Origin of the sequence: Phycicoccus avicenniae, assembly GCF_050496545.1 — a bacterium.
In the GTDB taxonomy this organism is placed as follows: domain Bacteria; phylum Actinomycetota; class Actinomycetes; order Actinomycetales; family Dermatophilaceae; genus Phycicoccus; species Phycicoccus avicenniae_A.
Genome location: NZ_JBNVZV010000004.1, coordinates 23,855 through 46,394, shown reverse-complemented (window position 1 = coordinate 46,394; position 22,540 = coordinate 23,855). Strand labels below are relative to the sequence as shown.

Annotated in this window: 23 protein-coding genes; 13 read left to right on the top strand and 10 right to left on the bottom strand. The window is 74.1% G+C overall.

Annotation, left to right across the window (positions count from 1 at the left end):
• The first annotated feature begins 26 nt into the window (after positions 1 to 26).
• Both ACQZ2A_RS04570 and ACQZ2A_RS04565 read left to right on the top strand, forming a co-directional pair.
• The gene (locus tag ACQZ2A_RS04570; RefSeq protein WP_430207658.1) at positions 27 to 245 is read left to right on the top strand and encodes an acyl-CoA carboxylase epsilon subunit; all 219 of its coding nucleotides are present in this window, start codon (positions 27 to 29) and stop codon (positions 243 to 245) included.
• 318 nt (positions 246 to 563) lie between these two features.
• A complete protein-coding gene (locus ACQZ2A_RS04565; protein WP_430207656.1) occupies positions 564 to 1,364 on the top strand; it encodes a DUF559 domain-containing protein in 801 nt (266 codons plus the stop codon).
• Between the two features lie 98 nt (positions 1,365 to 1,462).
• On the opposite strand, the gene ACQZ2A_RS04560 is transcribed toward ACQZ2A_RS04565, so the two are convergent.
• The gene (locus ACQZ2A_RS04560) at positions 1,463 to 2,122 is read right to left on the bottom strand and encodes an MOSC domain-containing protein (RefSeq protein WP_430207655.1); all 660 of its coding nucleotides are present in this window, start codon (positions 2,120 to 2,122) and stop codon (positions 1,463 to 1,465) included.
• A gap of 28 nt (positions 2,123 to 2,150) precedes the next feature.
• Here ACQZ2A_RS04560 and ACQZ2A_RS04555 point away from each other — a divergent pair, with 28 nt between their 5' ends.
• From ACQZ2A_RS04555 to ACQZ2A_RS04530, 6 genes are all read left to right on the top strand, one after another.
• A complete protein-coding gene (locus ACQZ2A_RS04555) occupies positions 2,151 to 3,893 on the top strand; it encodes a DUF885 domain-containing protein (RefSeq protein WP_430207652.1) in 1,743 nt (580 codons plus the stop codon).
• 95 nt (positions 3,894 to 3,988) lie between these two features.
• The gene (locus ACQZ2A_RS04550) at positions 3,989 to 4,594 is read left to right on the top strand and encodes a TetR family transcriptional regulator (protein WP_430207649.1); all 606 of its coding nucleotides are present in this window, start codon (positions 3,989 to 3,991) and stop codon (positions 4,592 to 4,594) included.
• 58 nt (positions 4,595 to 4,652) lie between these two features.
• Entirely contained in the window at positions 4,653 to 6,539 is a 1,887-nt protein-coding gene (locus ACQZ2A_RS04545) for a Na+/H+ antiporter (RefSeq protein ID WP_430207646.1), read from the top strand.
• A 29-nt stretch (positions 6,540 to 6,568) separates the two neighbouring features.
• Positions 6,569 to 7,219: a Maf family protein gene (locus ACQZ2A_RS04540; RefSeq protein WP_430207644.1), complete on the top strand. Its 651-nt coding sequence runs from the start codon at positions 6,569 to 6,571 to the stop codon at positions 7,217 to 7,219.
• Between the two features lie 85 nt (positions 7,220 to 7,304).
• Entirely contained in the window at positions 7,305 to 7,766 is a 462-nt protein-coding gene (locus ACQZ2A_RS04535) for a hypothetical protein (protein ID WP_430207642.1), read from the top strand.
• On the top strand, positions 7,763 to 8,080 hold the full coding sequence (locus tag ACQZ2A_RS04530) for a winged helix-turn-helix domain-containing protein (RefSeq protein ID WP_430207639.1): 318 nt from the start codon (positions 7,763 to 7,765) through the stop codon (positions 8,078 to 8,080). Before ACQZ2A_RS04535 ends, ACQZ2A_RS04530 begins: the two co-directional genes overlap by 4 nt.
• 23 nt (positions 8,081 to 8,103) lie before the next feature.
• Here ACQZ2A_RS04530 and ACQZ2A_RS04525 read toward each other — a convergent pair whose 3' ends face one another.
• Positions 8,104 to 9,672: an acyl-CoA carboxylase subunit beta gene (locus ACQZ2A_RS04525; RefSeq protein WP_430207637.1), complete on the bottom strand. Its 1,569-nt coding sequence runs from the start codon at positions 9,670 to 9,672 to the stop codon at positions 8,104 to 8,106.
• Positions 9,669 to 10,883 carry an acyl-CoA dehydrogenase family protein gene (locus ACQZ2A_RS04520; protein WP_430207635.1) on the bottom strand — a complete coding sequence of 405 codons (1,215 nt, stop codon included), beginning with the start codon at positions 10,881 to 10,883 and terminating at the stop codon, positions 9,669 to 9,671. The genes ACQZ2A_RS04525 and ACQZ2A_RS04520 overlap by 4 nt, the downstream gene beginning before the upstream one ends.
• Positions 10,884 to 10,984: 101 nt before the next feature.
• On the opposite strand from ACQZ2A_RS04520, the gene ACQZ2A_RS04515 reads away from it, so the two are divergent.
• Entirely contained in the window at positions 10,985 to 11,407 is a 423-nt protein-coding gene (locus ACQZ2A_RS04515) for a MerR family transcriptional regulator (protein ID WP_430207632.1), read from the top strand.
• Here the strand turns inward: ACQZ2A_RS04515 and ACQZ2A_RS04510 are convergent.
• Positions 11,358 to 12,017 carry a TetR/AcrR family transcriptional regulator gene (locus ACQZ2A_RS04510; protein WP_430207630.1) on the bottom strand — a complete coding sequence of 220 codons (660 nt, stop codon included), beginning with the start codon at positions 12,015 to 12,017 and terminating at the stop codon, positions 11,358 to 11,360. The two genes, ACQZ2A_RS04515 and ACQZ2A_RS04510, sit on opposite strands and share 50 nt — an antisense overlap.
• Positions 12,018 to 12,105: 88 nt before the next feature.
• On the opposite strand from ACQZ2A_RS04510, the gene ACQZ2A_RS04505 reads away from it, so the two are divergent.
• The 3 genes from ACQZ2A_RS04505 to ACQZ2A_RS04495 all read left to right on the top strand — a co-directional run bounded on the left by ACQZ2A_RS04505 (position 12,106) and on the right by ACQZ2A_RS04495 (position 15,293).
• A complete protein-coding gene (locus ACQZ2A_RS04505) occupies positions 12,106 to 12,549 on the top strand; it encodes an SgcJ/EcaC family oxidoreductase (RefSeq protein WP_430207627.1) in 444 nt (147 codons plus the stop codon).
• 1 nt (position 12,550) lies between these two features.
• Complete coding sequence (locus tag ACQZ2A_RS04500) at positions 12,551 to 13,246, top strand: hypothetical protein (protein WP_430207624.1); 696 nt, start codon at positions 12,551 to 12,553, stop codon at positions 13,244 to 13,246.
• Between the two features lie 106 nt (positions 13,247 to 13,352).
• The gene (locus tag ACQZ2A_RS04495; RefSeq protein ID WP_430207621.1) at positions 13,353 to 15,293 is read left to right on the top strand and encodes a VWA domain-containing protein; all 1,941 of its coding nucleotides are present in this window, start codon (positions 13,353 to 13,355) and stop codon (positions 15,291 to 15,293) included.
• Here the strand turns inward: ACQZ2A_RS04495 and ACQZ2A_RS04490 are convergent.
• From ACQZ2A_RS04490 to ACQZ2A_RS04480, 3 genes are read right to left on the bottom strand one after another with little or no spacing between them, the layout of a single operon-like run.
• Entirely contained in the window at positions 15,266 to 16,576 is a 1,311-nt protein-coding gene (locus tag ACQZ2A_RS04490) for a protein kinase domain-containing protein (protein ID WP_430207618.1), read from the bottom strand. The two genes, ACQZ2A_RS04495 and ACQZ2A_RS04490, sit on opposite strands and share 28 nt — an antisense overlap.
• The gene (locus tag ACQZ2A_RS04485) at positions 16,569 to 17,018 is read right to left on the bottom strand and encodes a DNA-binding protein (protein ID WP_430207616.1); all 450 of its coding nucleotides are present in this window, start codon (positions 17,016 to 17,018) and stop codon (positions 16,569 to 16,571) included. The genes ACQZ2A_RS04490 and ACQZ2A_RS04485 overlap by 8 nt, the downstream gene beginning before the upstream one ends.
• 32 nt (positions 17,019 to 17,050) lie before the next feature.
• Positions 17,051 to 17,980, bottom strand: coding sequence for a PfkB family carbohydrate kinase (locus tag ACQZ2A_RS04480; RefSeq protein ID WP_430207613.1), 930 nt, complete (start codon positions 17,978 to 17,980; stop codon positions 17,051 to 17,053).
• Positions 17,981 to 18,138: 158 nt separating this feature from the next.
• Here ACQZ2A_RS04480 and ACQZ2A_RS04475 point away from each other — a divergent pair, with 158 nt between their 5' ends.
• Positions 18,139 to 20,007, top strand: a complete 1,869-nt coding sequence (locus ACQZ2A_RS04475; RefSeq protein WP_430207611.1) for a vWA domain-containing protein — start codon at positions 18,139 to 18,141, stop codon at positions 20,005 to 20,007.
• A 1-nt stretch (position 20,008) separates the two neighbouring features.
• Here ACQZ2A_RS04475 and kynA read toward each other — a convergent pair whose 3' ends face one another.
• The 3 genes from kynA to ACQZ2A_RS04460 are packed head-to-tail and all read right to left on the bottom strand — an operon-like array spanning position 20,009 to position 22,480.
• Positions 20,009 to 20,869 (bottom strand): tryptophan 2,3-dioxygenase, encoded by an 861-nt coding sequence (gene kynA, locus ACQZ2A_RS04470; RefSeq protein WP_430207608.1) that lies wholly within the window; start codon positions 20,867 to 20,869, stop codon positions 20,009 to 20,011.
• 22 nt (positions 20,870 to 20,891) lie between these two features.
• Positions 20,892 to 21,449: an AAA family ATPase gene (locus tag ACQZ2A_RS04465; protein WP_430207606.1), complete on the bottom strand. Its 558-nt coding sequence runs from the start codon at positions 21,447 to 21,449 to the stop codon at positions 20,892 to 20,894.
• Entirely contained in the window at positions 21,446 to 22,480 is a 1,035-nt protein-coding gene (locus ACQZ2A_RS04460; RefSeq protein WP_430207603.1) for a hypothetical protein, read from the bottom strand. The genes ACQZ2A_RS04465 and ACQZ2A_RS04460 overlap by 4 nt, the downstream gene beginning before the upstream one ends.
• Positions 22,481 to 22,540 lie beyond the last annotated feature (60 nt).

Below are 22,540 nucleotides of genomic sequence, written 5' to 3'. Positions count from 1 at the left end.
CTCAGAGCTCAGGGGGACCCGGCCCTGTGACGGCAGACGACTCGCAGCAGCCCGCGATCCGGGTGCACGGCCCGGCGACGCCCGAGGACGTCGCGGCCATCGTCGCCGTCCTGGCGGCGGCCGGTGGCGGAGGCGAGCCCGAGCCGTCCCGCGACCCCTCCACCTGGGCCTCGCGCGCGGCTGCCACCCGGGGCCCGCTCCCCCACGGCCCCGGCGCCTGGCACACCACCTACCGCCACCGCTGACCCACTGGCCGAGCCCGGCCGACCACCCACTCGGCCCCACCCCGGGCGTCCCACAATCGTCGAATGTGTCGATTCTTGGACACCGTCCACTGATCGACGAATGTGTCGATTTTTGGACACCGCACCGGATGCTCCAGCTGACCTGTGGATGACCGCCGCCGGCCCTTCGAACGGTGACAGGCTCGGAGGATGCACGAGCCGATGCACCCGACGTGGCCGTTCCTCGCCACCGACGCCGGCCTGCTCGGCATCCCCCAACGCCGGCTCAGAGGGCCGTCCTTCCGCACCGTGCTCCACGGTGTGCTCGTCGATGCGCGGGTGCCGGACACCGTGGTGACCCGCGCACGCGCCGCGCTGCTCCTCGCGCCGGATGGTGCGATCCTGAGCCACTGGACGGCGGCCCGCCTCTGGGGAGGTCGCGTCCCCGACAACGACTTCGTCCACCTCTCGTTCATGCGCCGGGTGCGGTGGCGTGTGCGGGGCATCAAACCTCACTGCTTCACCCACCGCCTCGATGTCCTCCGCCGTCACGGCTTGCCCGTGACGTCGCCCGGACAGACGTTCTGTCACATGGCGCGCTTCCTGGGGCTCGTCGACCTGGTCGCTCTCGGCGACAGCCTGGTGCGGAAGGGCCGGATCACCACCGACGAGCTCGTCGCCTACGCCGAGGACTGGGTCGGGCAGTACCGGAGCGAGGCCGTCGACGCGGCACGTCAGGTGCGCGAGGGCGTCGACTCCTCACCCGAGACCGCCCTGCGCCTGCTGATGGTGCTCGCAGGTCTGCCCGAGCCGACGGTGAACGTCCGGATCCGGCGGACGGATGGCAGTGTGCGGTTCCGGATCGAGCTCGCCTATGAGGACCACCAGCTGGCGATCGAGTACGACGGTCGCTGGCACGCCGAGCCCGAGCAGAGCGCGCACGACGCAGCCCGACGGGAAGAGCTGAACCGGTCGGACGGCTGGCACTTCGTCGTGGTCACGGCAGATGAGCTGTATCAGGACCAGGAGTCGTTGCTGGTGCGGTTGTGGGACGAGCTGCGTGCCGCCGGGATGCCGGTGCCCCCTCACCCCGAGGACGCCTGGCGCCATCACTTCCGCGTGCAGCGAGTTGCCGCCTGACGTCCACGAACTGACACATTCGTCGATTGCTGGACGTCCACGAACTGACACATTCGTCGATTGTTGGACGTCGACGTGTCCGGAGGTGGCGGAGCGCGTCAGGTATGGCGGGCGGTGACGCGCTCGAGCTCGGCGAGCTCCCGGCCCTCGAAGGCACCGGACCCGATGGCCGCGCGGGCGGCCGCGACGTCGCCGAACCACGCGGCGAGGACGACGGGGACCGCGACCCCGTGCTCGGGTCGGGACACGACCTCGATGGCGTCGCCCACCGTCACCGTGCCGGGTTCGACGACGGCCAGGTAGGCGCCGGACCGGCCGTGGGCCACGAACCGCTTGACCCATCCCTTCTCGCCCATCCACGCCGCGAAGTTCGCGCACGGCACGCGCGGACCGGTCACCTCGAGCAGCACCGGCCCCACCCGCCAGCGCTCCCCGACGATCGCGGCGTCGACGTCGAGGCCCTCGGTCGTGAGGTTCTCCCCGAAGCAGCCGTCGGTCAGCTCGCGACCCAGCTCGCCGGACCAGAGGTCCAGCTCCTCCCGGGCGACGGCGTAGAGCGCCTGGCGCGACCCCCCGTGGTGGCGGCCGTTGAGGACGTCGTCACCGACCGCTCCGCTGCCGAGGCCGGTGCCCTTCGGCCCCGGGTCCCGGACCTCGACGGAGCCGACCGGGCGCTTGTCGATGCCGGTCCGGCGCCCCTTGACCCCGATCCCGCTCCGCCCGACCCCGACGTTCACCGACCGCACCCGCGCACCCATCCCCCGAGGGTAGGCACCCTGACCGGCAATGGGGAGGAGGGCGACGCCGGGCTCGGGTAGCGTCCGCCGGGTGAGCGAGACCACCGACGCCCAGCCCACCCGCCGGCCCACTGCCGTCGACGCCGTCGCCGACGCGCACTTCGACGCCGTCGTCGCCCTCAGCCCGATCGAGGCCACCTACCTCGGCGTCCCGGGCCACGAGGCCGAGCTCGACGACCTCTCCCCCGAGGGGTACGCCGCGCACGCCGACCTGGCCCGCGACACCCTCGCGCGGCTCGGCGCCACCGAGCCCGTCGACGACGTCGACCGGGTCACCGTCGCGGCGATGCGCGAGCGGCTCGGGCTGGTGCTCGAGACGCACGAGGCCGGGTACGACCGGATGGAGCTCAACGTCATCGCCTCCCCGCTCCAGGGCGTGCGCGACGTCGTCGACCTGATGGCCACCGAATCCCAGGAGGACTGGGCGACCATCGCCGCGCGCCTCGCGGAGGTGCCGCGCGCGCTCGAGCAGTACGCCACGACGCTGCGCGAGTCCGCCGACCGCGGACTGGTCACCCCGCGCCGCCAGGTCGAGGCGTGCATCCGGCAGTGCGAGGACCTCACGACGTCCGACGGCTACTTCGCGACCTTCCTGGCCGGCGCCCGGGCCGGTGACGCGCCCCTCGACGACGCCGTCGCCGCCGACCTGCGCCGCAGTGTCGAGGCCGCGGCCGGCGCGTACGCCGACGCGGCGCAGTGGCTGGCGCGCGACCTCCTCGACCGGGCTCCCGAGTCCGACGCCGCGGGCCGCGAGCGCTACCAGCTGGCGTCCCGGTCCTTCCTCGGTGCGAGCGTCGACCTCGAGGAGACCTACGCCTGGGGCCAGGAGGAGCTGGCCCGCATCACCGCCGACATGGAGGCCACCGCGCGGCGCATCGTCCCGGGCGGGTCGGTCGCCGACGCCATCGCCCACCTGGACGCCGACGAGGCCTACGTCCTGCACGGCACGGACGCCCTGCGCGAGTGGATGCAGGTCAAGGCCGACGAGGTCATCACCGACATGGCCGACCGGCACTTCGACATCCCCGGGCCGGTCCGCAGCATCGAGTGCCGCATCGCGCCCACCCAGACCGGCGGCATCTACTACACGGGCCCGAGCGACGACTTCTCCCGCCCCGGCCGGATGTGGTGGTCGGTGCCGAAGGGCGTCACCGAGTTCGGCACCTGGAAGGAGCTGACCACCGTCTACCACGAGGGTGTGCCGGGTCATCACCTCCAGGTGGCGCAGACGGTCTACCGCCGCGAGCTGCTCAACAAGTGGCGCCGGATGATGTGCTGGGTCAGCGGGCACGGCGAGGGCTGGGCCCTGTACGCCGAGCGCCTGATGGCCGAGCTCGGCTACCTCGAGGACCCCGGCAACCTCCTCGGGATGCTCGACGCCCAGTCGCTGCGGGCGGCGCGCGTGGTCATCGACATCGGTGTGCACTGCGGCTTCGAGGCCCCGGCCGAGGTCGGCGGCGGGGCGTGGACCTACGACAAGGCCTGGGAGCTGCTCACCCGGCACGCGAACAACGACGAGGCCACGCTGCGCTTCGAGCTCGACCGCTACCTGGGCTGGCCGGGGCAGGCCCCCAGCTACAAGGTCGGCGAGCGGCTCTGGCTCCAGATGCGCGACGAGGTCGCTGCGCGTGACGGAGATGCGTTCTCGCTCAAGGACTTCCACCGCCGCTCTCTCGACGTCGGCTCGGTCGGGCTCGACGTGCTGCGCGAGGCGGTGCTCGCCCGCCCCTGACGCCGCGCTCCTCGGGGCTTCCGCCGCGCGGTCGGGCGGGACCATACTGTCCGTGTGTCCTCGCCGGTGGTGCGGCGGGGCTCGGAGGAGGACGGGTGGCCCGTGCGCGAGGTCGTCGCCCCGCGGGGAGCAACACGCGGGAGGCGATCGCCGCCGCCGCCAAGCACCAGTTCGCCGAGCTCGGCTACCCGCGCACCACGCTGCGCGCCGTCGCCCGTGAGGCCGACGTCGACACCCGCCTCGTCACGCACTACTTCGGAAGCAAGCAGAACCTCTTCATCAGCGTCGTCGACTTCCCCTTCGACCCCGAGGCCCTCGCCGACGGCGTCCTCGCGCAGGGCCCCGAGAACGCCGGCCGGCGCCTCGCCGAGCTGACCATCCGCACCCTCGAGGACCCCGCGGCCCGCCAGCCGATGACCGGCCTCCTGCGCGCCGCCGCGTCCGAGGACGAGGCGGCGATGCTGGTGCAGCGCATCCTCACCGAGCGGATGCTCACGCCGCTCGCCCACCTGCTGGGCGGCGACCGCCCCGAGCTGCGGGCGGCGCTCATCGGCGCCCAGCTCACCGGGTACCTGTTCGCCCGGTACGTCGTGGCCCTGCCCGGCCTCGCCGACGCCGACGTTTACGAGCTGGGCGAGGTCGTCGGCCCGGTGCTCCAGCACTACCTCACCGGCCCGCTGAGCACCGTCGACCCCGGCTGAGCGTCCGCGGGCGGGACCCGTCCCCCACGACGTCCTCCGAGGGGCGAGAATCGACGACGTGGAACAGGCCGTGCTCGTCGTCGCCATCGTCCTCGTCGTCATCGTCGTCAGCCGCCTGGCGGGTCCGCGGAACATCCCCGTGCCCATCGCGCTGCTCGGCGTCGGGGCGATCGCCTCCGTCCTGCCGCAGGTCCCCGAGGTGCGCCTCTCCCCGGAGGTCGTCCTCTTCGGGCTGCTGCCGCCGCTGCTGTACTCGGCCGCGCTGTCCAGCTCGCTGGTCGACATCCGCGCCTTCCGGTCCAAGATCCTCAGCCTGTCCGTGGGGCTGGTGCTGTTCACCGCGGTCGGCGTGGCCCTCGTGGCGACCTGGCTCATGGACATCGACTTCGCGCTCGCCCTGGCCCTCGGCGCCATCGTCGCACCGCCGGACGCGGTCGCCGCCACCGCTGTCGCCCGCCGGATCGGGCTGCCCCGCAAGATCACCACGATCCTCGAGGGCGAGTCCCTCCTCAACGACGCGACGGCCCTCGTGACGCTGCGGACGGCCCTGGCCGCCGCCGGTCTCTCCGCGCACGGCGCGGAGCCGGCGGGCATCAGCTTCGGCTCGGTCGGCCTCGACCTCGTCGTCGCGGCCGTGGGCGGCGTGGCCTTCGGCGTCGTCGTCTACCTGGTCGTGGGGTGGCTGCGCCGGCGCCTCACCGAGGTGCCGGCCGACACCGCGCTCTCCTTCATCGTGCCGTTCGCGGCCTACGCCCCGGCCGAGGTCGTCGGCGCGTCCGGCGTGCTCGCCGTCGTCACCGCCGGCCTCCTGCTGGCCTACCGGGCGCCGGTCCTGCAGTCGGCTCCCTCCCGCCTGGCGGAGCGGATCAACTGGTCGAGCGTCACCTTCGTCCTCGAGAACGCCGTCTTCCTGCTCATCGGCCTCCAGGTGTGGAGCCTCGTGCAGGACACCCGCGACGGTGAGCTCGGCACCGGTCGCACGCTGGCCGTCGCGGCCGCGGTGCTCGTCACCGTGCTCGTGCTCCGCCCGGTCTGGCTGCTCGGCCAGGCCGCCGTCCAGGTCCTGCGCGGCCACGCGGACCGGCGGCAGGTGCTCGGCTGGTCGCTGGTCAGCGGTTGGGCCGGGATGCGGGGCGTCGTCACGCTCGCGGCGGCCCTGACCCTCCCGGAGGACACCCCGATGCGTCCCGAGCTCGTGCTCATCGCCCTCGTCGTCACGGTCGGCACGCTCGTCCTGCAGGGGACGACGCTGCCCGCCCTGGCCCGCGCGCTCGACGTCCGGGGCCCGGACCCGCGCGAGGACGCGCTGCAGGAGGCGACCGTCCTGGGTGCGACCACGGGCGCGGGCCTGCGCGCCCTCGAGGACGACCCGACCAACGACGCCGAGGTGGTCGAGGTCATCCGCCAGCAGGCGAGCGACCGGGTGAACCGCAGCTGGGAGCGGCTCGGCACCCTCGGCCCCGGCGAGCGGGAGAGCCCCGCCGAGGCACGTGCCCGCCTGCGCGTGGAGATGATCCAGCACGAGCGCGACGAGCTGCTGCGCATCCGGGCCGCCGGGCAGGTCGACCACGCGGTCCTCACGAGCGTCCTCGGCCAGCTCGACGCCGAGGAGACCGCCCTCGGATGGGCCGCGACGCGCACCGCGGGGGTCCGCGAGTCGGTGCTCCGCCCACCGGAGCGGGTCGCGGGGGCCTGCGACCACCTCGCGGACGACGGTGCGCCGCACCCGCCCTCGGAGACCGACGGCTGCCCGGAGTGCCGCGCCGAGGGGCTGACGTGGGTGCACCTGCGCTCGTGCACCACGTGCGGGCACGTGGGGTGCTGTGACTCCTCGGTCGGCCGGCACGCGAGCGCCCACTTCGCCTCCTCGGGGCACCCGGTGATGCGCTCCATCGAGCCCGGCGAGGCGTGGCGCTGGTGCTTCGTCGACGAGGTGCTCGGCTGAGCCGGGGCGCCGCCGTCTACGGTGGCGCCATGCCCGCCACGACGCTCCTCCTCGCCTCCGCCTCCCCCGCCCGCCTCGCCACGCTGCGCTCGGCCGGCGTCGAGCCGCTCGTGCGGGTCTCGGCGGTCGACGAGGACGCCGAGGTCGCCGCCGCCGAGGCCGCCCACGGCACCCTGGAGGCGGCCGACGTCGCACTGCTGCTCGCCCGCGCGAAGGCCGAGGACGTCTCCGCCGCGCTCGGCGACGAGGCGGTCGCCGACCTGCTGCTCGGCTGCGACTCGGTGCTCGAGATCGACGGCGAGGTGCACGGCCGTCCCGCCGACGCCGCCGAGGCCGTCGCCCGCTGGCACCGGATGCGTGGGCGTTCCGGCGTCCTGCACACCGGGCACTGGCTGCTGGACCTGCGCGACGACGACGAGGGTGGCAGCGGCGGCATGGTCGGCGGAACTGCTTCCACCACAGTGCACTTCGCCGATCTGACCGACGACGAGGTCGACGCGTACGTCGCCACCGGGGAGCCGCTGCGCGTTGCCGGGGCGTTCACCCTCGACGGGCTGGGGGCACCGTACGTCGCCGGCATCGAGGGCGACCCGAGCAACGTGGTCGGCGTCTCGCTGCCGCTGGTGCGCGAGCTGGTCGCCGAGCTCGGCCTCGCGTGGCACGACCTGCGCACCCCGTGAACGGTCACGCGGCAAGTACTTGACAGGGTGGAAAGTACTTTCGTAGGGTCGAGGCATGCACACGACCCCACGGGAGGGAACCCCCATGAACGACATCACGCCCCAGCAGGCCCGCGAGCAGCTCGCCCACGCCGAGGCCGCCACCGGCCGCCGCGACGCCGAGCGCCGCATCCACGCCCTGGCCACCGCCGGCTTCGGGCTCCTCGTCGGCGCTTTCCTCGCCGTCTCGCGCGTCACCGAGGACACGCGCTACGAGTCGGTCGTCATCGCCTTCTACGTCCTGCTGCTCCTCGCCCTGACGACGTGGCAGACCCGGGGCGCTCGGGCCTGGCCGCGCAACACCCGCCGCACCAGCTGGATCGGGCTTGGCGTGACGATGGTCCTCTTCCTCGCCGCGATCATCGCGTTCAACGTCCGCGAGGCCCAGCAGGAGCTCGACGGCGTGCCGCAGACCGAGAACGTCGGGCTGCTCGTGCTCGCCGGCCTGGTCGTCGCCGCGCCGATGGTGCTCGCGGCCGTGCGCATCCGCCGCGGGGGCACCCGGTGAGCACCGACGGCGCCACGCGACCGGCCCACGCGCGCCACCGGCTCGACGACGTCATCCACGCCCCGGTCCGCTTCAGCATCGTCGCCACGCTGGCCGGGGTGGACGAGGCCGAGTTCGCGCTCGTCCGCGACGAGGTCGAGGTGTCGGACTCGGTGCTGTCCAAGCAGGTGTCGACGCTCGAGCAGGCCGGCTACGTGAAGGTCCGCAAGGGCTACGTCGGCAAGCGGCCGCGGACCTGGTTGTCGCTGACCCGGACCGGGCGCACCGCCTATGACGGGCACCTGGCCGCCCTGCGCGAGATCGCCGGCGCCTGACCAAGTCGAGTGAACGCCGACCGTCAGACCGGCGGGACGTCGCGGCGCTTGGTCGCGAAGTGCCGGTCCCGGCGGGCGGCGTACCGCAGCCGGTGCAGCAGCTCGGCCCGCAGCTCCTCGGGCTCGACGACCTGGTCGACGACGAGGTCGGCGGCCAGCCGCTCGAGGTCGACGTCCTCGAGGTACTCGGCCCGCCGGGCCTCGACGAACGCGTCACGTGCCTCGGTGCCCTCGGAGGCCTCGACCTCGGCGATCTTGTTGGCGTACACCGCGTTCACCGCGGCCTCGGGCCCCATCACCGCGATGCGGGCGGTCGGCAGCGCGATGGTGGCGTCGGGGCCGAAGCCGGGCCCGCCCATCGCGTACAGCCCTGCGCCGTAGGCCTTCCGGACGACGACGCAGAACTGCGGCACGGTGGCCGAGGCGACGGCGGAGACCATCTTCGCCCCGTGCCGGATGATGCCGCCGCGCTCGACCTCGGAGCCGATCATGAAGCCGGGGACGTCGGCGAGGTAGACGAGCGGGATCGAGAACGCGTCGCAGAGCCAGATGAAGCGGGCGGCCTTGTCGGCGGAGTCGGTGAAGAGCACGCCACCCTTGACGGCCGAGTTGTTGGCGACGATGCCCACGGTCTCCCCCGCCATCCGCCCGAAGCCGACGACGAGCTCGGGCGCGAAGAGCGGCTTGACCTCGAAGAAGCTGTCGTCGTCGACGAGCCCGTCGATCAGGCCGTGGACGTCGAACGGCTGGCTCTCACGCTCGGGCACGCTGGCCCGGGTGAGCGGCTCGGCCGGCTCCTCGGGGTGATAGGTCGGCAGCGGCGAGCGCCACGTCTCCGGGAGGTAGGAGAAGTACAGCCGCGCGAGCTCGATGGCCTCGGTGTCGTCGGCGGCGAGCAGGTCGCCGACGCCGGAGACGGTGCAGTGCATGCGCGCACCACCCATCTCCTCGAGGGAGACCGTCTCGCCGACGACCATCTCGGCCATTCGCGGGCTGCCGAGGTACATCGAGGCATTCCCCTCGACCATGATGATGACGTCGCAGAAGCTCGGGATGTAGGCACCGCCCGCGGCCGACGGCCCGAAGAGGCAGCAGATCTGGGGCACCTTGCCGGACAGCGCGACCTGGTTGTGGAAGATGCGCCCCGCGCCACGCCGACCCGGGAACATCTCGACCTGGTCGGTGATGCGGGCGCCCGCGGAGTCGACGAGCCAGAAGACGGGAAGCTCCTCGCGCAGAGCGGTCTCCGTGGCCCGGACGATCTTCTCGACGGTGCGCGCACCCCACGAGCCGGCCTTGACGGTCGGGTCGTTGGCGATGACGACGACCGGCCGGTCGTCGACCGTGCCGCGCCCGGTGACCACGCCGTCGGCCGGCAGCCCGGCCGCGCGCGAGTTGGCGTAGCGCCCGTCCTCGACGAAGGACCCCTCGTCGACGAGCAGCGCGATGCGGTCGCGGACGTAGAGCTTGCCCTGGCCGGCGAGCTTGGCGGCGGCCTTCTCGATCGGTGCGGCCGACGCCGCGTGGGCCGCCTCGAGGCGGGCGCGGACGTCGGCGACGCGCGGGTCGGTGGTCACGGGGTCGGTGCTCATGCCGGGAGGCCGAGCCCCTTCGCGAGGACCATCCGCTGCACCTCGGAGGTGCCCTCGCCGATCTCGAGGATCTTGGCGTCGCGGTAGAAGCGGGCCACGGGGTACTCCTCCATGAAGCCGTTGCCGCCGAAGACCTGCGTCGCGATGCGCGTGGCGGTGACGGCCGCCTCGGACGTGTACAGCTTGGCCTTCGCGGCGGCCTGCTTGACCTCCTCGACCGAGCGGCGACCGGCCTCCTGCTCGTCCTTGAGCCACGCGGCGCGGTAGGTGAGCAGGCGCGCGGCGTCCTCCATGACGGCGAGGTCGGCGACGGGGAACGCGACACCCTGGTTGACACCGATCGGGCGCCCGAACGCGGTGCGGCTCTTCGCGTACGCGGCCGCCTCCTCGCGCATCCGGGTGATGAGGCCGAGGGCGAGCGCGCTGATGGCGATGCGGCCGTCGTCGAGGGTCTTGAGGAACTGGTGGAAGCCGCGGCCGCGCTCCCCGAGGAGGTTGCCCTCGGGCACGCGGCACCCGGCGAACGAGAGGCCGTGGGTGTCGGAGATGTTCCAGCCCATCTTCTGGTACGCCGGCTCGACGGTGAATCCCGGTGTGCCGGAGGGGACCATGATCGCGCTGATCTCCGGACGGCCGTTCTCGAGGGTGCCGGTACGGGCGGTGACGGTGACGACCGAGGTGATGTCGGTGCCCGAGTTGGTGATGAACGCCTTCGCGCCGTCGACGACCCACTCCCTGGCAGAGCCAGGGGCCCGCCCCGTCGCGTCGTCGAGGACCGCCTTGGTGCGCGTGGCGCCGGCGTCGGACCCGGCGTCGGGCTCGGTGAGGCCGAAGCCGGCGAGCGCACGACCGGCGACGAGGTCGGGAAGGAAGCGCTCCTTCTGCTCGTCGGAGCCGTAGGTGAGGATCGGGTTGATGCCCAGGCCCACCCCGGCCGAGAGCGTGATGCCGATCGACTGGTCCACCCGGCCGAGCTCCTCGATGGCGATGCACAGGCTCGTGAAGGCGCCGCCGTCGGCGTCCTCGAGCGAGCCACCGAAGGCCTCCGGCACGACGAGCCCGAAGAGGCCGAGCTCGCCCATCCGCGGCACGAGGTCGGCCGGGAAGTGGTGCTCGCGGTCCCACTGCGCGACGTGCGGCTCGACGGCCTCGGTGGCGAACTCGCGGACGACCGCCCGGAAGTCCTCGTGGTCCTTGCTGAGCTCGTACATGGGGCGCCCCTTCGCGCTCGTGGCACCGGCCCCGGGTCGCGGCGGCCGGCAGGTGGTCACGTTCTTGACGTTGACGTCAACGTAAAGCAATACTCGCCTCCGTGACAAGCCCGAGCACGGCGCCAGCGGCCGCCCCCACCGACGACGCGTCCCGCACGTGGACCATCGCCGAGGTCGCCGACGAGTTCGGCGTCACCCACCGCACCGTGCGCCACTACGAGGACCTCGGGCTCATCTCCCCCGAGCGGCGCGGCACCACCCGCGTCTACCACCGCCGCGACCGCACGCGGCTCGGGCTCGTGCTGCGCGGGAAGCGCCTCGGGTTCCCGCTCGAGGAGATCCGCACGATCATCGACCTCTACGACGCACCCCGTGGCCGGCGCAGCCAGCTCGAGTACGTACTCGCGCAGATCGACGAGCGCCGCGAGGACCTCGAGCAGCGCCGCCGGGACCTGGAGGCGGCGCTCTCCGAGCTCACCGAGTTCGAGCGCCGCTGCCGCTCCGACCTCGACCGGCTGGCCTGAGCAGCAGGTCCTCGAGGCACGCGAGCCACCAGTCCTCGACCTCGTCGGCACTCCACCCGCCCTCGCGCACCGCCACGTCGTAGCTGTCGAGCGAGACGACCATCGCGTAGACCGTGAGCGCACGCTCCACGTCGACCCCGGTGCGCCACACCGAGGCCGGCCAGGTGGAGAGCACCCGGCGTCGCTGCTCCCCGCCGCGCCGCCGCCCCTCGTCGTACGCCTCGCCGAGCTCGGGGTGCTGGCGCCGAGCCTCGCCGAGGACCCGCAGCACGTCGCCACCCCTCTCGAAGAGCCGCCGGTCGAAGCCGACGAACGTCGCGAGCTGGCCCCGGGGGTCGCCCTCCCGCTCGACGAGCTCGGCCGCCGCGCGCCGGACGTCCGCCCCCTCCTCCGCGGCGTCGACGAGCGAGACCGCGAGCCCGGCCTTGCTGCCGTAGACGTTGTAGACGGTCGCCTCGGAGACGCCGGCGGCCTCCGCCACCGAACGCACCGTGGTGCCCGCCCAGCCCGCGGCGACGAAGCGGGCGCGGGCCTCGCGGGCGATGGCGGCACGGGTGTGCTGCGCCTGCTGCTCGCGCAGCTCGGAGCGGTAGGTCCTCGACGAGCTCATGGAGACCACTGTACAGAATCGCTGAGTCGGTCTATATTCACTGAGCATCGCTTGATCCAATCAAGACCAACTCACCGAAAGGCACGACATGACCACCGCCACCACCACCCCACCCCGGACCACGGCGGTCCCCCTCGCCGGGGCCGATCCCGCGACCCTGGCCGACCGTCTCGTCACGCGCCTGGCCCGGGCGTGGAACGCCGGCGACGGAGAGGCCTTCGCCTCGGCGTACGCCCCGGACGCCACGTTCGTGAACATCCGCGGCGAGCACTTCCGCGGTCGGGACGTCGTCGCCGCCGGGCACGCCGGCATCTTCGCGACGATCTACCGAGGCAGCCACACCACGATGCAGGTCGTGGAGTCCCGACTCCTCACGGACGACACGGCGCTCGTCGTCATCCGCAGCACGCTGCGGGCCCCCACCGGGCCGCTCAAGGGCACCCACAGCTCGCGCATGACCCACGTGCTCGTCCGCCACACCGACGGCACCTGGCTCGTCGCCGCGTCGCACAACACCCTCGAGGAGGGCTGAGATGACCACCCTGACCTCCCCGGCTACCCGCACCGACCACCCCGCCGGTCGCCGCCGTCCCCGCCGCTGGGCCGCCACGGCGACGCTGGGCCTCGGTGGCCTGCTCCTGGCAGCCGGCGGCGGCCGGCACCCCCAGGGCTCCGGCGCCACCGTGCAGGAACACCTGGCCTCGATGCTCTCGGCACCGACCTGGGGCGTCTCCCACGCCCTGCTCGTCGCGGGCACCGCTCTCGGGGCCGTGGGCCTGACCCTGCTGGCCCGCTCCGGGTCGCTGACGCGGCGGACCCGCCGCTGGAGTGCGCTCACCGCCGCCGGCTGGGTGTTCGGGACCGTGGAGATGGTCGTGCACCTGCTCGCCGCGGGCGACGCCCACCACCTGGAGCACGGCGAGGCGACGCCCGTCCTGGACCTCCACGTCCTGCTGTCGGTCGGCGCGACACCCCTCACCGGGCTGCTCCTCGCCGTGCTCGCCGTGCTGGTGGCCCGCGACGAGAGGACCTGGCCCGCACGGCTGCTGGCGGCACCGGGTGTCGTCGGCGGGCTCGGGTACGGGGTCGCGGCCCCTCTCGTCGTCGTCACGGACGACGTGGCCTGGACGGCCCTCTTCCCCCTCCAGGCGGGGATGGCCCTCTGGCTGGTCGGCACGGCACTGCGCCTCGCCCTGCGCCGGACCGGCCGAGACGTCGAGGCACCCTGACCTGGCCGTCGAGCCGGTGCGACCGCCTACGCTGGCGGTCGCACCGGATTGACGTTCGCGATCGCGAACAGTATGTTTGCGATAGCGAACACCAGGGGAGGAACCGATGCCACACCACCGCACGTCCCGCCTCGCGGCCCTCGCCGCGACGCTCGCCCTCGTCACCGGGGTCGCCCTCGCGGCACCGAGCCACGCCGACGACCCCGTCCCGGGGCGGCTCCTGCTGATGCTCGACGCCTCGGGCTCGATGAAGAAGCCGGACCCGTCGGGCCTGACCAAGATCGAGGCGGCCAAGAAGGCACTCACCGCGGTCGTCGGGGCCCTGCCGGAGGGCAGCCAGGTCGGGCTGCGCGTCTACGGCGCGACGGTCGACAGCAACGGGAAGCCGACCAAGGCCGCGTGCGCCGACACCCAGAACGTCGTCCCCGTCGGCGCCCTCGACCGCCCGGCCCTCACGAAGGCCGTCTCCCGCTTCACGGCCGTGGGTGAGACGCCCATCGCGTACTCCCTGCAGCAGGCCCTCGCCGACCTCGGGCCGACCGGGAAGCGCAACATCGTCCTCGTCTCCGACGGCGAGGAGTCCTGCGTGCCCGACCCCTGCCCCACGGTCAAGAAGCTGGTCGCCGACGGCGTCGACCTGCAGATCGACACGGTCGGGTTCGCCGTCTCGGGGAAGGCCCGCGCGCAGCTGCAGTGCATCGCCGACGCCGGGCGCGGCACCTACTACGACGCGAAGGACGCCGACGCCCTCTCCGCCTCGCTCGGCAAGCTCTCGCAGCGCGCCCTCCGGCCCTTCACGGTGAGCGGGACGCCCGTGGTCGCCACCGAGACGGCCGAGACCGCACCGGTCCTGCGGCCGGGGCAGTACACCGACTCCTTCGCGCTCGGCACCGCGCCCCGGTACTACGAGGTGCAGCGGGCGGCCGGCTCGACGATGCGCCTCTCCCTCACCGCCCGACCGCCCGCCAACCCCGACGACTACTCCACCGAGCGGCTCGACGTCACGGTCACCACCGCGGACGGGAGGCGCTGCGGCAACGACAACGCCCTGCGCTTCGACCCGGGCCGTCGCACCGAGGCGGTCGTCTCCCAGATCCGCGTCGACGGTCCGAAGGACGACTCCGACACCGACCCCTGCCACACCGCGACCTCGCTGCGGGTGAGCGTCGACCGGCCGAAGGGCGTCGACCAGGCCGTGCCGGTCGAGGTCGTCTACATCGAGGAGCCGGCCGTCACCGGTGCCGACGCGCTGCCGCCCACCCTCGAGCCGACCGGGGTCGAGCCCTTCATCGCGCCGGCCTCTGGCGCGGGCGAGACGGTCGTCGGCGGCGGAGGGTTCTCCGACGCCCTGACGCTGACGCCCGGCACCTACCGGGACACCATCCTGCCCGCCGAGCAGATCTTCTACCGGGTGCGCCTCGACTGGGGCCAGCGCGCTGCGCTCACCGTCGACGCCCCCGAGCCCGGCGAGAAGCTGACCCTCGGGTCGACCTCGTACACAGGCTTCGCCGTCGACGTCTACGCGCCCGACCGCGCGGTGCTCACCCGCACCTCGGGCGAGCCCCGCAACGCCGGGTCGCTCGGCCCGGCGGGAACCTCGCTCCAGCTCACCGAGTACACGCCCGAGGTGCGCTGGGCGAACCGGCGCGCCTTCGGCAACGGGGCCTACTCGTTCGTGCAGCTGCGCAAGGCGTCGCTCGCCGGCTACCACTACTTCGCCGTCGGCCGCACGTACGAGCCCGACGGCGAGGACAGCGCGGCCCCGGTCGACATCCGCCTCAGGGTCTCGGTCGAGGGAACACCCACCGGCGCACCGCAGTACGCCGGCGCGGTCTCGACGTCCGGACCGTCCGCGAGCCCCTCCCCCACGCCGTCGACGTCGGCCACGCCCGTGGCGTCCGGCCCGGCCCGCGAGGAGGACGACGGCAGCCCGTGGCCGCTCGTCGCGGGGGGCGGTCTCGTGGCGCTCCTCGGCGCCGGCGGTGTGCTCTACGCGCTGCGCCGCGGTCGGGCGACGGCTCAGCCGCCGGGCGGGTCCCAGGCGTAGCGGCCGTCGGGTCGCTGCCGGCAGACCACGGGGTCGCCGTCGACGGTCTCCTCGCGCAGCCCGACGTCGCTGAACGAGCACTCCTGCCCGACGGCCACGACGACCGTGCCCACCGAGACGCTCCCCTGCGTCGTCGACGGCGTGGGCGACGGTGTGGCCGCGCTCGGCGTCGGCGTGCCGCTCGGCGTGGCGGGTCCGGACGAGCCGACGGACGGGGACGGGGTGGTGGACGGCCCGGGGCCGCCGTCACGCCCCACCGCCCACCACGTGACGCCGCCGCCCAGGAGGGCGACCGCGAGGATCGCGGCCACCAGCGGTCGGCGGGCCCCGGTCCGGTTCGGGGACAACGCGTCCGACGCACGCGGCGCGGGCGTCGGCGGCTCCGCCGCGGGAGGCAGGGTGGGGGTCGCGACCCGGGTCGGCAGGTCGTCGTCGGGCTCGACGCGCACCTGGGGTCGGCCGTCCCCGAGCGGCGGCACGTGGGTGAGGACCTCGACCTCGCCGAGCGCCGCCTCCGACCACGCGAGCGCGGGCACCGCCAGCAGCTCACGGGCTGCCCGCGCCGAGGACGGTCGCGCCGACGGCTCGGGGTCGGTGAGGGCCTCGACCGCCGCGCGCAGGGCATCGGGTGTCCCCATGGGCAGCGTGGCCGCTGCCGGGTCGCTCGGGCGGGTGCCGGTGAGCAGCGCCCTCGCGACCTGGCCGGCCGCGTAGAGGTCGACCGCCGGGGTGGGGTCGGCGCCCAGCTCCGCCTCCGGTGCGATGTAGCCCGGTGTGCCGGTCACCCCACCGGTGTGCGTGAACCGGGGCACCCGGTCGTCGACGGCGATGCCGAAGTCGGTGAGCAGGGCGTGCGGCCGGCCGGTGCCGGTCGCCACCAGCAGCAGGTTGGCCGGCTTGACGTCGCGGTGCACCATGCCGGCGCCGTGCACGGACTCCAGCGCCGAGAGCAGCTGGCGCAGCAGCTCGGCGACGAGCACCGGTGGCAGCGGGCCGTGGTCGCCGACGAGCGTGGCGGCCGACCCGCCGTCGACGACCGGCATCGTGAAGAGGACACGGTCGTCCTCGCCCGCCCAGCCGAGCGGGGTGAGGACGTGCGGGTGCCGGACCCGCACGGCCTGCTCGCGGACGAACCGCAGGAGCGAGACGGCGTCGGACTGCTTGAGCACCTTGGCCGCGACGACCCGCTGCTCGCGCCGGTCCCACACGCGCCAGACCGAGCCCATCCCCCCTTCCCCGATGAGGTCGACGAGCTCGTACCTCCCGGCGAACACCTCACCCACGGGCAGCGAGGTCCGCGGCCTGACGGAGGAGGTCGGCGAGGGGCGCCGAGCGCACCTCTCCCGCGGCGGCGAGCAGCTCGTCGGCGGGCACCACCCGGGCGAGCGCGCGGGCCGCGGCCGTGGCGTCGGAAGCGGCGTCGCCGGTGAGGGTGGGCTGCTCGGCCCGGATCTGGGCGAGCCGGGTCGCGACGGCGTCCGCCGGCAGCCCGGACGCCTGGCGGGCGAGGGTGAGGACGGCCTGGAGCCGGTGCACGACAGCGGGGTTGCCGATCTTGACCCGCTGCCCGCTGAGCAGCTGCGAGAGCATCGGCGCCGAGAGGCCGAGCACCTCGGCGAGCCGGCCCTGGGTGAGCCCGAGCGCTCCGGTGGCCTCGGCGGCGAGCTCGGAGAGCGGCGCCCCGTAGAGGGTGCGCTGCTGCTCGAGGGCGTCGGCCGGGCTCACGCGCGCCAGTCTGGCACGGGCCGCGGACCGGTTCAGGCCGGACGGCCCGCGAGGAAGGCGTCGATCTCCGCGCGGGTCGGTGCGGTGTCCGGGCCGCGGCGGGTGACCTTGAGGGCGCCCGCGGCGTTGGCCCGGGCCGCCGCCTCCGTCCACGACAGTCCGGCCGCGCGCTCGGCGAGCAGCACCCCGGTGTGGGTGTCGCCGGCGCCGTTGGTGTCGACCGGCCGACGCGGATGGCCCGGGACGAAGACCTGCTCGGACCCCTCACGCACGAGGCAGCCGCGCGGCCCGTCGCGCACGATGGTGACGGCGTCGGGGCGCAGCATCCCGGCGACGACCTGGACGGCCTCGCGGATGCCCCGCACCCCGGCCAGCGCGTCGGCCTCGTCGGTGTTGCCGGTCCAGACGTCCGTGCGGCGGAGCACGGTGTCGCGGACGGCCGCGTCCACCTCGACGAGCGCGGCGCCGGGGTCGAGGACGACGACGACCCCGTCGGGCAGGGACGTCAGCCACGCGACGAGCGGGTCGCGGGTGCGTCCGAGCAGGCTGTAGCCGCTGACGCAGACGAGGTCGCCCGGCCGCGGCTCGCTCGTCTGCAGCGACTCCGGCGTGATGGTGCGCTCCGCGCCGAGGGTCGTGACGAAGGTCCGCTCGGCGGTGGGTTCGACGAGGACGACGCAGACCCCGGTGTCGACGTCCGGGACGGGCGGCGCCGACACCTCGACGCCGTCGGCCGCGAGCGCGGCGCGCACGATGTCGCCGTTCGGGCCGGTGCCCACCGCCCCGGCGTGCACCGCGTGGGCGCCGGAGCGCGCGGCGGCGAGGAGGATGGTCACCGCTCCCCCGGCGTAGCGCCGGTAGGACTCGGCCATGACGTTCCCGCCGCGGGCGGGCAGGGCCGGGATCTCGAGCACCGCGTCGACGAGGGCCTGGGCGGTGTGGATGACACGGGGGGCGGCCATGCGCCGACCCTAGCCGCGCCCGGACACCGTCCGGTTGCGGGTTCCCGCGATCCGGCTCGTCCTGCGGCCGCCCACTCGCGAGGATGGGCGAGAGGACTTGACGTTCGCGATCGCGAATAAGTAGATTCGCGATCGCAAACATCCGGAGGGGACCCACGATGACCATCCGCACGACGCCGCGCCGCGCCGCGGTCACGGCACTCCTGGCGCTCGGCGGCCTCGTCGCCGCGGCCGCGCCCTCACCGGCCGCCCCCGCGCCCACTCCGGGGCCGGCCGCGGCGAGCAGCGTCCTGCTCCTCCTCGACGCCTCCGGCTCGATGAAGCGGCCCGACCCGTCCGGCCTGACCAAGGTGGAGGCCGCGAAGAAGGCCCTGACCGGCGTCGTGCGACGGCTACCGGAGGAGACGCGGGTCGGGCTGCGGGTCTACGGCGCCCGGGTCGACGGCGGCGGGAAGCCGACGAAGGCCGCCTGCGCCGACACCCGGCTGGAGGTCCCCGTCGGGCCGCTCGACCGCGTCGCCCTCACCACCGCCGTCGGCCGGGTCCGCGCGGTCGGCGAGACACCGATCGCCCTCTCGCTCGAGCAGGCCCTCGACGACCTCGGACCCACCGGCAAGCGCACCGTGGTCCTCGTCTCGGACGGTGAGGAGTCCTGCGTCCCCGACCCCTGCCCCGTCGTGCGCCGGCTCGTGGGCGCCGGCATCGACCTGCGCATCGACACCGTGGGCTTCGGTGTGGGCGCCGCCGCCCGCCGGCAGCTCCAGTGCATCGCCCGGGCGGGCAACGGCACCTACTACGACGCGGCCGACGCCGACCAGCTGACGGCCGACCTGGCCCGCATCTCGGTCCGGGCCGCCCGGGCCTTCACCGTCTCGGGCACACGGGTCACGGGCACGCCCGCGCCGTCGGGCGCCCCGGATCTGACCGCGGGGCAGTACGTCGACACGTTCACGACCGGCGCCGGCGCACGGCACTACACGCTGCGACGCACCGTGCCCGGCTCGACCCTCCACGTCTCGGTGTCCGCCCGCCCCGCGGTCGACCTCGACGGGGGTGGCTACAACGCCGAGGACCTCCGGTTCCGCGCGACCGCGCCGGACGGCACGTCGTGCACGAACCTCCCGGGCCGGGCCGAGCGCCTCGGCCTGTCCTCGCTCGCCTACGTCGTCGCCGACTCCATCGCCCTCGACGGCGGCCACTCCGAGGGATGCGGCACCGCTGTGTCGCTCGACCTCGAGGTGGACCGGGTCGCCGGCGGGAAGGACCCCGTCGACGCCGAGCTGCTCGTCCTCGAGGAGCCGCCCGTCGACGGCGCCGACGCGCTGCCGGACCCCGCACCGGTCCCCACCCCCGAGCCGGCCCGCTCCGACGGGACGCCGCAGGAGGTCGTCGGAGGGACCACCTTCTCCGACGCCACGCCCCTGTCGGACGGCACCTTCACCGAGACCTTCGTGGGCGGCGAGACGATCTTCTACCGCTTCCCGGTCGACTGGGGACAGGGCGTGCGGCTCACCGTCGACTCGGTCCGCCCCGTCGGCGGGGGCAGCGCGAGCGGGCCCCTCTACGACGTGCGGCTGTACGACCCCACGCGCGGCAACGTCCGCTCGGGCAGCGACCCGCTCCAACCGGTGGGCGCCGAGGACCGACCGGCGGTCCGCGAGCTGGCGCCCGTGCGCTACCGCAACCGCGAGGAGCTCGCGACGAGGTTCGCCTCGCTCGCCGGCCAGTACTACGCCGCCGTCTCCGTCCCCTCGCTCGACGACTCCGCGGCCGTCCCGATGCGGGTCACCTTCACCCTGGAGACCACGGGCGAGCCGGCGGGGGCGCCTCGGTACCGTGCGGCGGCGGCCGCACCGTCCGTCGGGGCCTCGTCGCCGGCGGCCACCACACCCGCCGCCGCCGCACCGAGCCGGCCGGACCGTGCCACCGACGCAGGACGTGGGTGGGTCGCCTGGGGTGTCGGCGCGGCCCTGCTGCTCGTGGCGGGGGCCGCCGCCCTGGTCGCCAGGGCGCGCCGACGGGCCTGACTCACCCGACCTGCGTGCGCACCTCGTAGAGCTCGGGGAAGAAGGTGAGGTCGAGGGCGCGGCGCAGGAAGTCGACGCCGCTCGACCCGCCGGTCCCGGTCTTGTGGCCGATGGTCCGCGTCACGACCTGGAGATGACGGAAACGCCACTGCTGGAACAGGTCCTCGACGTCGACCAGCTCCTCGCAGGTCTCGTACACGCCCCAGTGCTCGTCCGGTGCGGCGTAGACGGACGCGAAGACGGCGACGAGGTCCGGGTCGAGCCGGTACGGCTGTGTGACGTCGCGGTCGAGGACGGACGCGGGGACGGCGTACCCGCGCCGCGCGAGCAGCCGCAGGAACTCGTCGTAGAGCGTCGGCTCGGCGAGCAGCGAGGACAGCCCGCCGTGGGCGCGCGCGTCGTGCTCGAAGACGCGGAGCATGTCGGCGTTCTTGTTGCCGAGCAGGAACTCGACCGCCCGGTACTGGTCGCTCTGGAAGCCCGAGCTCGTCGCGAGGAAGGGCCGGATGAGCGAGTACTCGCTCGGGGTGAGGGTGGCCAGGACGTCCCACATGTCGACGAGCTGGCGTTGCACGTGCTTGACCCGGGCCAGCCGCTTGAGGGCCGGCGCGAGCTCGTCGGATGCGAGCAGCGTTCGCGCCGAACGCAGCTCGTGGAGCAGGAGCTTGAGCCAGAGCTCGGACACCTGGTGCTGCACGATGAACAGCAGCTCGTCGTGCTGCACCGGCTCGCTGCGCGGGTGCTGCGCCGACAGCAGGGTGTCGAGGTCGAGGTAGGCGCCGTAGGACATCGCGGTCCCGAAGTCCCGCAAGATGCCTTCCTCCAGCGCCCGCTGGGCCCGGTCGACCGCGTCGTCGCTCATGGGCGCCATCGTGCCACCGCCCTCACGACGGCGACGACCACCCCGCCAGCACGCGCGCGGCCAGCTCCTCGGGGCCTGCCGGCCCGGTGTCGAGCAGCAGGTCGACGGAGTCGGGCGCCACGACCACCCGCTCGGGCTGCCGGCCGGCCTTGGCGACGTCGCGCGGCAGGCCCCGCGCCGCGACCCGCTCGACCACGACGGCCGGGTCGACGTCGAGCCAGCAGGTCGTGACGTCCGACGCCCCGGTGGCCCTCCCCCAGGCGCTCCACGTCGCGCCCGTGGCCTCCCGGGTGAACGGCGCGACGACGACCACGTCCACACCGGCAGCGATGCAGTCCGCGGACACGTCTGCGAGACAGGCGTACCGCGCATCCCGCAGCGCCGCGTACCGGGGCGCGTCGAGGTCGGCGGCGTCACCGGCCGACGCCGCGACGGCGTCGACGAGCGGCGTGGTCACGCTGTCGAGGTCGACGAGCGCCGCGCGGGCGGCCCGCGCGACGAGCCGCCCGACGGTGGTCTTGCCGGCCCCGGGAGCACCCCCTACGCAGAGCAGGCGCCCGGGGCGGGCGGCATCGCTCATCCGGCGGAACCCACCGCGCCCCGGTACCACTCCGGCCCGATGAGCCCGGCGACCTCTTCCTGCTCGACCGGCGTGTACGCGGGCGCGCCGCGGCCGTCGAGGACCTCCGCGAGCTCGTCCAGCCGGCGGGCCGCGAGGTCGGCGCCGTCCTGCCGGGCGGCCGCGTCCATCCGGCCGACGGCGTCGCCCCAGATGGCCCGGCCGGCCATGAAACCGCTGCACCCGTGGTCGGCCGCGACGTCGAGCTGGGTACGGAAGCCCTCGTAGGTGACGCCCGCCGACAGCAGGACCCAGGGCCCGTCGATCGCGGAGTCCAGTGCGGCACAAGCCTCGTGGGCGGCATCGAGGTCGGTGAGGTCGAGCACGGGGAACTCGACCTTCATGATGTCGGCCCCCGCCTGGCGGAACGACCGCGCGGAGGCGAGCACGCTGCTGCGGCGGACCGCCTGCACGGCGGGGTCGGAGGTGTCCTCGTCGCCGACGGGGAACCACAGCGGCTCGACGACGAGCGGCAGCTGGTGCGCCCGGCACTGCGCGGCCGCCTCGGCGACGACGGCGTGCTGCTGGGCCACGACGGCCTCGTCCTGGTCCTCGCGGTGGAAGACGACGAGCTTGGCCGCGTCGGCGCCGAGGTCCGTGAGCACCGAGGGGTCCCAGCCGGGCCGCAACCGCAGCTCGGTGTCGAAGCCGATGGCGCTGTCGGGGCGGTAGTAGAGGTCCTCGATGCCGCTGATGACGCCCACGTGCCCGGGCACCGCGCCGGCCGCCACGGCCTGGCCGAAGCTCCACACGGGGTCGACGAGGACGGACGTGGAGTGTTCTGCGAGAACGCGGATCATGTCGAGCTTGGACTCGACGACCTCCTCGAAGGAGACGGCCGAGAGGTCGTCGTCGAAGAGCTTGAGGTAGTTCTCGGGGTGGTCGATGGCCATCGTGCGGATGTGGCCCTGTGCGTCGCAGATGCGCGACAGCCGGCGGTGCAGGCCGATGGTGGACGGGCTGGGGACGCGGGGTGTTGACAGCGCTGTCATGTCGCCATACCTTACGGATCAGCAGGTTCTCCGACAAGAGTCGGAACTGATGACAGCGCT